This window comes from Apibacter sp. B3546 (assembly GCF_009827885.1).
GTDB lineage: Bacteria > Bacteroidota > Bacteroidia > Flavobacteriales > Weeksellaceae > Apibacter.
The window spans coordinates 239-450 of sequence record NZ_WINW01000003.1 but is presented as its reverse complement, the minus strand read 5'-3'; the positions used below and the strand labels follow the sequence as shown (position 1 = coordinate 450).

The 212-nt window shown below is 34.9% G+C and carries 1 protein-coding gene; it reads right to left on the bottom strand.

Annotated features, from left to right (window positions below):
* Nucleotides 1-212, bottom strand: a 212-nt coding sequence (locus GFU93_RS03245; protein WP_160567235.1) for a hypothetical protein, incomplete at both ends; no start/stop codon positions are given.

Sequence of the window (212 nt, the reverse complement as noted above, 5' to 3'; positions counted from 1 at the left end):
TAACTCATGTCCTCTTTGTTTTTTGATATTTCCAAGGGTATCATATACCCAGTGGATTTCTACCCATGCTTTTTTTATTATTTTTCTATTCGGCCTATATTCGGCCAAAAAAACTCCATTAGCCTTCGATTCCTCTATAGTCTCACTTATTTGTGTAATCTTTGTTCTATCGGGTACGTCAATATTGCATCCTACCATACCTAATAGGAATA